This window comes from Ohtaekwangia sp., from assembly GCF_036568665.1.
Classification (GTDB): Bacteria; Bacteroidota; Bacteroidia; order Cytophagales; family Cyclobacteriaceae; genus Ohtaekwangia.
This window is the reverse complement of sequence record NZ_DATCSD010000360.1, coordinates 1-8,964: the sequence shown is the minus strand read 5'-3', so window position 1 is coordinate 8,964 and position 8,964 is coordinate 1. Positions and strand designations below refer to the sequence as shown.

Below are 8,964 nucleotides of genomic sequence, written 5' to 3'. Positions count from 1 at the left end.
TTCATTGCAACCTATATAGGCTTTGTACCATCCAAAGAGTTTAGAAAGCAAGGTGAGTGCGGACTTGAGCAGATAGCACAAAAAACAAAAGAGCACGGAAAGGTAGCGTGGATCAGTGATTTGAGAAGATCCGAAATTTTTACTGACGAAGATGTAACATGGGCCAACGAATACTGGAACACCAACGCCTATACCCATGGTCTTCAGTACTGCGCATTGGTAGTACCCGAAAGCACCTTTGCTGCTATAAATGTGGAAGAATTTATAGAAGAGCATGAAAGAAGGCAAGATGCTCTCATCATACAACTCTTTAGTGATATAGAGTCTGCAGAAGAATGGTGTAAGGAGATGCTAGCGCTATGATAACAAGATTATATACAATTGAGAATGAGTCGCTCTGTTTTGATCCTTCCGTTCCTTGCTCTATGAAAAGATGCTCTCGTGATTAGCCTGTTTCAGAATATAGAATCGGCTGCTGCGATGTATAAGGAGATGCTGGAGTTGTAAACTATACTTGAAAAGGTATAGATAAAAGTCGGACTGTCGGCCGAAGTCGGCCACGAGGTATTTCTCTTCAATCATACATTCTAAACTATTTGTTTGACACAAGAAGATCTCTCACATCAACATTCAATGCATCGGCAATATCAAAGAGCGATTCCATGGTAGGCTGAGTGCTATTCGTGCACCATTTTGAAACCGTAGTTTTGTTCACATCAACCTTCTCGGCAAGCCAAATATTAGTCTTGCCCTTTTCTGCTAATACAGCTTTTATCCGGTTAAATATTCTTCTTTTAGCCACAACAATTACTTACACTTCAAAAAGTCAATATCGAAGTGATCAATTCCCGAGGATGTGCTTCAAATTTTCAATAAAACTCATTGTTAGCATCCTCTTCATTCATACCTCACTTAAACAGTTATGCATTTATCATTTATTAGAAACAAGCAAGTCTTTTACATCAATACCTAAAACATCCGCTATATCAAACAACGTCTCTAATGTAGGCTGCTGATCATTCGTACACCACTTAGATATAGTGGATTTATCTTTATCAAGCTTCTCCGCTAACCATAAATTGGTTTTCCCTTTGTCTGCAAGGGCACCCTTTATTCTATTGAGTATTCTCTTTTTTGCCATCTTAATAGTGCTATACAGCACTTAGTGGCAATATATAAAACGAGAGAATGCCCTATTTTAAGCGTATATTTCTGTATTTAAGAAATATATAATAATATTTAAGAAATTAATTTCCGTAATAATCACCTTTTGATATATTTACGATGTTAGAATATTTTTTTTGTATAGAAATATCCGATGTATGTCGACAGAATTCAACCTTGATAAACCTCTCCCTCCTAAAATTGAAGAAGCACTGAAAGTATTTCTGAAGCGCACGCCACCAGAGCGGCTCAGTCGCGCAGTGCGAACATTGCTGATGGAGTATCTGCTAAACAAACACGACTTTCTCCCTACCGATTTTCATATATACCTGGATGATCTCGCTAACCTCTTTGCGTTATGCGATCAACTGGATACAGAAACAAAAGGCTTGTATAGCAGAGATGGAAAAGGAATGGGTTAGAGCGCAGTCATTTCGTAAATGATGTCGAAGAAAAGCCGACTATATATACCCTCTAATGATCCACCTGAACAGCAACAACCTTCTTGCCTTTACCCTTGCGTAAAAAGAATAACAGCAACGGCATGGCTAACAGGAACAACGAACCAATAAACAGGTAGCCATCCAGGTAGCTCACAAACATAGATTGCTTTACTACCGATTTTTCCATTAGCGCCAGGGCTTTCTGCTGCGCATCGTATAGCGTGGCGCCTTTACTTACAAACAGAGAAGTATAGTCTTGCAATCGTTCCATGGCAAGCGAATTGTCGTACCGAATATTGGAGATCAGGTCTACGCGGTGCGTAGCCACGCTGCGAGTAACGTATGTGTTGAGAATCGAAATTCCAAAAGACCCACCGAGTTGTCGCATCATGTTATTGATAGCAGCGCCCTGCTGCATGTCACCCGGTTCGAGTGCCGATACCGCGAGTGTTGCCAGGGGCACCGTGAGCAAAGCCATACCCACCGCCCTGAATATTAAATTGATAGATATAGATGCAAAAGATACCTGCAGGTTCGACTGTGCCATCGACCAGTTGAAGTATATAAAACACAAAAAGCCCAGCAATACAATCAACGCTGATGGTACACCTTTCTGCAATAATTTACCGGTAAAGATGAGTGCTACCACGGCTATAATAGAACCTGGTAATAAAATCAATCCTGCCTGCGTAGGACTGAAACCCAGAAAGCGCTGCGTTAATATAGGCGTAAGATAAATAGATGTGAACATACCTATACCGGTAACAAACGTAAGTATAGCCGAAATACTTAAAGACGGGTACTTGAGTACCGATAACTTCACCACCGGGTGCTCCGTGGTAAGTTCTCTATAAACAAACAGTATAAGTGCAAACACGGCCGATACCGTTAATACAATAATATACCTTGCCTCAAACCAGTCATCCGTTTCACCACGCTCCAATACTGTTTGAAGTGAGCCGACTCCAATAATGAGGAATATAATTCCCCACCAGTCGATCGATTCAACTTTTTGCCTGGTGGGAGATTCCTGCAACAAAGAGTAACACGAAATAGCGGTCAGTATACCGATCGGAATATTAATGTAAAATATCCACGGCCATGAAAAATGCTCCGTTATATATCCACCCAATGTAGGCCCAATCGTAGGGCCTATAAAAACACCTATGCCAAATAAAGCGCTCGCTACATTTTGTTTCTCCTTCGGGAATGACTCATATACCACCATAGCCGATACCGACAGCAAGGCGCCACCTCCTATACCTTGCAGAAAACGAAAAGCCACCAACTCCCAAATGTTACCGGAATTACCACACATAAAAGAGCAGAGCGTAAACATCAGGATAGAACCGATGTAGTAATTTCTTCGCCCTAAATTATTGACGAGAAAGCTCGTCATGGGTATAATGATAACATTGGCAATGCCATACGCAGTAACAACCCACGAGGTATCTTCCAGCGTGGCCCCCAGGTTTCCGCTCATATAGTTGAGCGCTACATTTACAATCGATGTGTCGATAAGCTCCATAATTGCCGCAGCAATTACAGTAATGATGAGAATGATCCTTTTCACTTTTTAGATGGTAAGTAGTATAGATGTTTTATTCTGTGGGTGAGAATCATTGACGGCAGCAGCATGCTGCAGCACGTCAGGGTACTGCTACAGGTTGCTTTATTTCTGATCGTTCCATAATTTTACTTTCAAATTGCAAGCACAAAATTACAAACAACTTGCAAATTGCAAGTAATTTAAAATCATTTTTATGAGCGCGACCAGGAAAAGATCAGATTGCCCTATCAGTTGTTCATTGGATATATGGGGAGACAAGTGGTCTCTGCTGATTATCCGAGACCTGATGTTTGCGAAAGAACGCACGTATGGCGACTTTCTGAAATCGAAAGAAGGGATTGCTACCAATATACTCGCAGCACGATTACAAACGCTGGAAGAAAACGGATTGATTGAAAAGCTCGATCATCCCGACAGCAAAGCAAAAGTGCTGTATAAATTAACCCGCAAAGGAATTGACCTGCTCCCAATCATTGTGGAAATAAACGTATGGGCCGAGAAATACTATACCATACCCGAAGAGCGCAAGGCCATGATGAAGCAAGTGAAAAAGAACAAAGCCGAGTATATTGAAACAAGAATAAAGGAGTTAACCAGCCGATAAACAGCGTTCTATTATCGACTTTCAATTGTTAGTACTCCATCATTAAGCCTTCTCCTTTCGCATCGCTCCTCTATTAACAATTAACCGTTAACCGATAACAGATCAACCGTCTGTCATCTCTCCAAAACCGTTCGGTTCAATTTTTTACCAAATTGTCGTCCGAAATGAACCGATCGGTCCAATTTTACGTATATTGGTATATGACAAAATCAGAGCGTACACGTCAACATATAATTGAGAAGGCCGCTCCTCTTATCAACAAGAAGGGCATGGCCGGTACATCCATCACCGACATTATGGAGGCCACACACTTGGCCAAAGGCGGTGTATATGGAAACTTTGAAAGCAAAGACGAAATCTCGCTGGAGGTATTCGACTACCTGCGCGATACCAGGCGCAGGCGTATTGATGAAGTACTCTCCAAACATACTGCCGCGAAGGATAAACTCTTTGCGTTGCTGGATGTTTATGGCGATGTAGCGCGCCATGATCTTGGAGGGTGCCCTATATTAAACTTTGGTATTGAAGCCGATGATACCAATCCACAGATGCGCCAGCGTGTGCGGGAGGCCATAAAATTTGCCGAGAACCGTTTTGTAAAACTGATCACACAAGGTATAGCAGATAAAGAATTTTCGAAACGCTTTGATGCCGAAACATTTTCGATAAAAGCGTTTGCCATGCTGGAGGGCGGCACGTTTATCAGTCGCACGATGGGTAATCAACAGCAGATGAAAGTGATCACCGATATACTTAAAAAAGAAATTGAGGAAAACTTATTGAAGTAATCTATACAACCATGCTGGAAGTAAATACCCTGGGTGCATATCGTAAACATATTGGCGGACCTTCGCCCATGTACGATGACTTTGATGTAAGGCGCATTGACTCTGCTATAGTATATAAAAAAGAGTACGAGCCAATACGTCACCGTATATATGCAATCTCACTCCATATAGATTTAGAGACTGGTGGTAAGCCATTACTTTATTTCAAAATTCCTTACCAGGTGGTGGCGGCAGATCAAAAGAAGCCATTATGTAAGATGGGATATTGCATCGCTTTTACCGAATCGTTTCTTGAAAAATACCGTGGCCTTGCGTCACTCATGTTTGATGTGCCATTTCTGCGCCTCGAAAATACAATTCCGCTTGAACTGGAATACAGCGATGTAGCATTGCTTCAAAGTATATATGAACAGATGTGTGAAGAGCATAACTCCGACCACAGCGATCGCTTTGATATGATTGTTAGCTATATGCAAACGCTTATGCTGCAGATCAGACGTATATATACCCGGTCGGCCATGTTTATTAAAGAGGTTGTTCAATCCGGCAACCAGAATGATATTGCTATAGCGGGTCAGTTCAAATTTATGCTGGATACTTTTTTCAAAGAGAGCGAGAATAACCAGGCGAGTCGCACAGTGGCACATTATGCATCGCGGTTATCGGTTCATCCTAATTATCTGAATGCTGTAGTAAAACGCGTAACCGGTAAAACTGCACATGAGCTCTTACAGGAAAATCTTATTCGCTTCGCCAAGGATATGCTATTGCAGACGAACCTTAGCGTAAAAGAGATTTCATATCAGCTTTCGTTCAATGCGCCATCGCATTTTGTAACGTTCTTCAAGAAGAATACATCCTATACACCTGCACGCTTCCGGCAACTCTCTCAGCGTAATGTCGCTTAATATTTCCCACAGATTTCACAGATATACACAGAGTCAGATCAGGTATATATCTGCGTAAATCTGCGAGATCTGCGGGAAATTAATCTTGTATATTTAGTCTCCCGCAGATCTCGCAGAGATACGCAGAAAATATAGATAAAAACAGATTCTGTGTTGATCTGTGAATTCTGTGGGAACCCGACTATTCGTACCTGTAAAAAATCTACACTAACTTTTATTGGCTATTGCCACCAGAGAAATACCAAAGGGAAACGTAATTCCTTTGCGTAAAGGCCATGCTTCGTTTCTAAATATCCAATAGAAAAAATCGTTAATGGTCTTTGACTTGAACAACTCGAAGTCTGATCCTGTGCCACCGGATTCTTTACGCTTGGGAAGCAACTTCAATAGTAAACGTATAGCAGAGATCGGCAGGAATAACACTGCGTTGAAGTAAGAGCCAAAGTTAATGCGGAAACTTTCTTCCAACAGCACCTTGCGCAGTGTTTTCATAGTATATCTGCGGTAGTGATGGTTGATGTCATCGTGATGACTCCATAAAAACATAAAAGCCGGAACAGTCAGGAACATAGTTCCATCGTCTTTCAATACTCTTCTTATTTCTCTTACCGCCAGGTTATCGTCTTCTATATGCTCAATAACATCAAAGGCACAAACCAGGTCGAAGCTTCTGTCTTCAAAAGGTAAATCGGTTAAGGATGCATTTACCACTTCCATATTTACCACGGTCTTTAAAAACTCACAGCAGTCTTTATCATACTCCAGTGAAATAACTTCACCATGTTTCTGAAGCATTGTTGTAGTAGCGCCTGTTGCCACACCGGCATTTAAAATCCGGAGAGGCCTGGCTCCGTTCCTGAGTATCTTTTCCTGCAGAAGTCGCTCGAGTATCTCCAGCCTGGCTTTAAACCACCAGTGACTTCTCTCAAGCTCATAATATTCTTTATAATACTGCTTCTCCATCCTGTTCGTTTAATACGGGTTCTGGTTCTTGCTCCTGTTCGGGTTTTCTGATAATCTCTTTCACAATAAAAAGAGGCCGGTTCTTTACCTGGAAGAAAATACGAATGATATACTCCCCTAATATACCTATGGACATCAGTTGAACACCTCCAAAGAGTACTATAGCAAAGATTAACCCGGTAAATCCCTCGGGCACTACTCCATAAACAAATTTCTTTACCAATGTAGTAGCCAGGTATATCAAGCTTATTAAAACAGTAATCACCCCAAGATTCGATATAAACTTGATCGGGAACTCGCTGAAATTAAATATACCATTATACGCCAGCGATAGCAGACGTTTGAAGGTATATTTAGAGCCACCCGAGTATCGTTCCTGGCGATCGTAGGGTACGCCGATTTGCTTATACCCGATCCAGCTTCGCATGCCCCGCAGAAAACGACTTTCTTCTTTCATGTGATTCAATTCATCAATCACCCTGCGGCTTACCAGCGAGAAGTCGCCCGAGTCAAGCGGTATCTCGAAGTAGGATATATATTTCATCAGCATATAAAATCCTTTATAGGCCCAGCGTTTTAAAAAAATCTCTTTTCTCTTTTTTCTAACAGCATAGATCACATCGTATCCCTGCTTCAGATATATGTAAAATTCTTCGAGTAATTCCGGAGGATCCTGCAAATCGCCATCCAGTATAAATACAGCTTCTGTAGCATTTACATGAGCCAGACCAGCCGTTAACGCCAGTTGGTGCCCGAAATTCCGGGAGAGAATTACCGACACAAACCGGGGATCCTCCATCGACTTTCTCTTCATTAACAAGGATGTATTATCACGACTGCCATCATCCACCATAATGACGGAGATTGACAGGTAGGAGTTATCCATCACGGCAGTTAACCTCCTGGTTAATTCTTCAAATACCTCTTCTTCATTGAAGAGCGGTATAAGCATGTTTATTTGCGGCTGACCATTCATCATAGTTTATACAGATATACTTTGTAACTGGATATGTTATCCTCAAAAGTTTTTTGCAGTGTCAACTCACCGGAATCAACACCTTCAATTGGAACTGCAGAAAATATATACTCAGCTCCCATCTGCCTCAGCTTCGCTACATTAATCGAAAGATTCTTCACACTGACCTTCGCGGTCTTTCTACAATCATAATAACACGTTTTTTTAAGTTCATCACTAAACAGGTAACACCTGCTTCCCCAATGGTCAAAGTAATATTTTAAATCTCTGTTCTTATCAAGTTCTCCGGCAATCACTTCCCTGAAATCTTTTTTATAAACCATGGAGTAATTGTTCTGATAAGAATCCAGTGTATAAAATCCGTTGTATTGTGCTATGCAGGGTTGAAGTCCCAGGCTGACAACCCGGTAATCATTTTTTGGTTTATTGATATAGTGGCCAACCTGGTCAAACAGTTTCTCCGAATAAAACGATCGGAAGGTGACAAGATGTTTAGATGCGCCCGGAACAACCAGTTTTGAAAAGTTAATCTTGGCTTCGGCATTGTTATATACTGATAATAAAAAATTAACGCCAACAACGGTATATAGTATATTCTTGTTTATAGCATTGGTCTGGTTCAGTACCAACAGGATCAGCGTAAAAAGAAATGGAATCAAAAAAGTAAACCGATCGAACTGGAACGTTGTTAATAAATGAAATTTCTTCTGAAGCGGAACGGAGACTGCATCGTAAAAAGCATAGAAACCTGAAATAGCGATAATAGCTATCAGCAACATCAGCGCATCGCGATATGCAGGAACTTTCTTCCAAACAGCATATACTATCAGAAGAATAATGGGAATACTATTGATGGTGGCGCTATGATATTGACCGTGAATAAGGGTAGTGGCTGCAAGCTTAACCATGTGCGAGAAGCTTGGTATTGCATTAGTCCAGTCTTCACGATGTGAGGGTTTTGTTCCTAAAAAGAACGAGGCTATAATATTAATATTGGCTATTATAAAGAATACCAGTAACGCTGCGATGCCCGTCCAGTAAAGTATATTTACTTCGCTTTTGAGTATAAACCGGCTATATATACCATATACCACCAAAGCCGCCAGGATAAAGGGCCCTACAAAGGCAAAGTGCGCGTAGAATGGATACAGAACTATCAGAATAAAACTCAGCATAACGCTGCGCTTCTCTTTTATATTAAGAAAGGCCCATAACAACAGGGGCTGACCCATTACGCTTACACCGTACAAAGTATATAGGGGCAACAAAGCGAATGCTATACCAATAACAAAGACAGCTGTTTTTCTGCTGTCGGGAAAGTAATCTCTTGCCAGCAGGTAGATTCCTGTAAAACCTATACACCTTACCAGTATAGAATTGGTAACATACGCCCAGAATGACGGCAGTATATAAAAGAGAATACGGATAATGCTGAACTCCGAATGAAAGCTGCCGCGATTTATACCATTGAAAATATTATATACCAGCGGAGAGCCATCAACACCTAATAAATTACCACTGATCTTTAGCACTTGTAAATAGACCAGC

General features: G+C 41.2%; 11 protein-coding genes. 5 read left to right on the top strand and 6 right to left on the bottom strand.

Annotation, left to right across the window (positions count from 1 at the left end):
- Positions 1-363 (top strand): hypothetical protein (locus VIN08_RS20720; RefSeq protein ID WP_331969173.1); only part of this gene is annotated, 363 nt, incomplete at its 5' end.
- A 229-nt stretch (positions 364-592) separates the two neighbouring features.
- Here VIN08_RS20720 and VIN08_RS20715 read toward each other — a convergent pair.
- Positions 593-802, bottom strand: a complete 210-nt coding sequence (locus VIN08_RS20715) for a helix-turn-helix transcriptional regulator (protein ID WP_331969170.1) — start codon at positions 800-802, stop codon at positions 593-595.
- A 129-nt stretch (positions 803-931) separates the two neighbouring features.
- Complete coding sequence (locus VIN08_RS20710; RefSeq protein ID WP_331969167.1) at positions 932-1,141, bottom strand: helix-turn-helix transcriptional regulator; 210 nt, start codon at positions 1,139-1,141, stop codon at positions 932-934.
- A 181-nt stretch (positions 1,142-1,322) separates the two neighbouring features.
- Here VIN08_RS20710 and VIN08_RS20705 point away from each other — a divergent pair, with 181 nt between their 5' ends.
- Positions 1,323-1,586, top strand: a complete 264-nt coding sequence (locus tag VIN08_RS20705; RefSeq protein ID WP_331969164.1) for a hypothetical protein — start codon at positions 1,323-1,325, stop codon at positions 1,584-1,586.
- A gap of 52 nt (positions 1,587-1,638) precedes the next feature.
- On the opposite strand, the gene VIN08_RS20700 is transcribed toward VIN08_RS20705, so the two are convergent.
- Positions 1,639-3,180: a DHA2 family efflux MFS transporter permease subunit gene (locus VIN08_RS20700; RefSeq protein WP_331969161.1), complete on the bottom strand. Its 1,542-nt coding sequence runs from the start codon at positions 3,178-3,180 to the stop codon at positions 1,639-1,641.
- 190 nt (positions 3,181-3,370) lie between these two features.
- Here VIN08_RS20700 and VIN08_RS20695 point away from each other — a divergent pair, with 190 nt between their 5' ends.
- The 3 genes from VIN08_RS20695 (at position 3,371) to VIN08_RS20685 (ending at position 5,477) form a co-directional block, all read left to right on the top strand.
- Positions 3,371-3,781, top strand: a complete 411-nt coding sequence (locus VIN08_RS20695; protein ID WP_331969159.1) for a helix-turn-helix domain-containing protein — start codon at positions 3,371-3,373, stop codon at positions 3,779-3,781.
- 200 nt (positions 3,782-3,981) lie between these two features.
- On the top strand, positions 3,982-4,569 hold the full coding sequence (locus tag VIN08_RS20690) for a TetR/AcrR family transcriptional regulator (RefSeq protein WP_331969157.1): 588 nt from the start codon (positions 3,982-3,984) through the stop codon (positions 4,567-4,569).
- A gap of 11 nt (positions 4,570-4,580) precedes the next feature.
- Positions 4,581-5,477 (top strand): helix-turn-helix domain-containing protein, encoded by an 897-nt coding sequence (locus VIN08_RS20685; protein ID WP_331969155.1) that lies wholly within the window; start codon positions 4,581-4,583, stop codon positions 5,475-5,477.
- Between the two features lie 207 nt (positions 5,478-5,684).
- Here the strand turns inward: VIN08_RS20685 and VIN08_RS20680 are convergent, their stop codons facing one another.
- The 3 genes from VIN08_RS20680 to VIN08_RS20670 form a co-directional block, all read right to left on the bottom strand.
- Positions 5,685-6,440, bottom strand: coding sequence for a class I SAM-dependent methyltransferase (locus tag VIN08_RS20680; protein WP_331969152.1), 756 nt, complete (start codon positions 6,438-6,440; stop codon positions 5,685-5,687).
- The gene (locus VIN08_RS20675) at positions 6,421-7,419 is read right to left on the bottom strand and encodes a glycosyltransferase family 2 protein (RefSeq protein ID WP_331969149.1); all 999 of its coding nucleotides are present in this window, start codon (positions 7,417-7,419) and stop codon (positions 6,421-6,423) included. Before VIN08_RS20675 ends, VIN08_RS20680 begins: the two co-directional genes overlap by 20 nt.
- The coding region (locus tag VIN08_RS20670) for a DUF6044 family protein (RefSeq protein ID WP_331969146.1) at positions 7,416-8,964 on the bottom strand (1,549 nt) is incomplete at its 5' end. The genes VIN08_RS20675 and VIN08_RS20670, both read right to left, overlap by 4 nt.

Excerpts from the sequence above, each read along its gene's own strand:
- VIN08_RS20710 (WP_331969167.1), bottom strand. The coding sequence starts at position 1,141 with ATGGCAAAAAAGAGAATACTCAATAGAATAAAGGGTGCCCTTGCAGAC.
- VIN08_RS20705 (WP_331969164.1), top strand. The coding sequence starts at position 1,323 with ATGTCGACAGAATTCAACCTTGATAAACCTCTCCCTCCTAAAATTGAA.
- VIN08_RS20695 (WP_331969159.1), top strand. The coding sequence starts at position 3,371 with ATGAGCGCGACCAGGAAAAGATCAGATTGCCCTATCAGTTGTTCATTG.
- VIN08_RS20690 (WP_331969157.1), top strand. The coding sequence starts at position 3,982 with ATGACAAAATCAGAGCGTACACGTCAACATATAATTGAGAAGGCCGCT.
- VIN08_RS20685 (WP_331969155.1), top strand. The coding sequence starts at position 4,581 with ATGCTGGAAGTAAATACCCTGGGTGCATATCGTAAACATATTGGCGGA.
- VIN08_RS20680 (WP_331969152.1), bottom strand. The coding sequence starts at position 6,440 with ATGGAGAAGCAGTATTATAAAGAATATTATGAGCTTGAGAGAAGTCAC.
- VIN08_RS20675 (WP_331969149.1), bottom strand. The coding sequence starts at position 7,419 with ATGATGAATGGTCAGCCGCAAATAAACATGCTTATACCGCTCTTCAAT.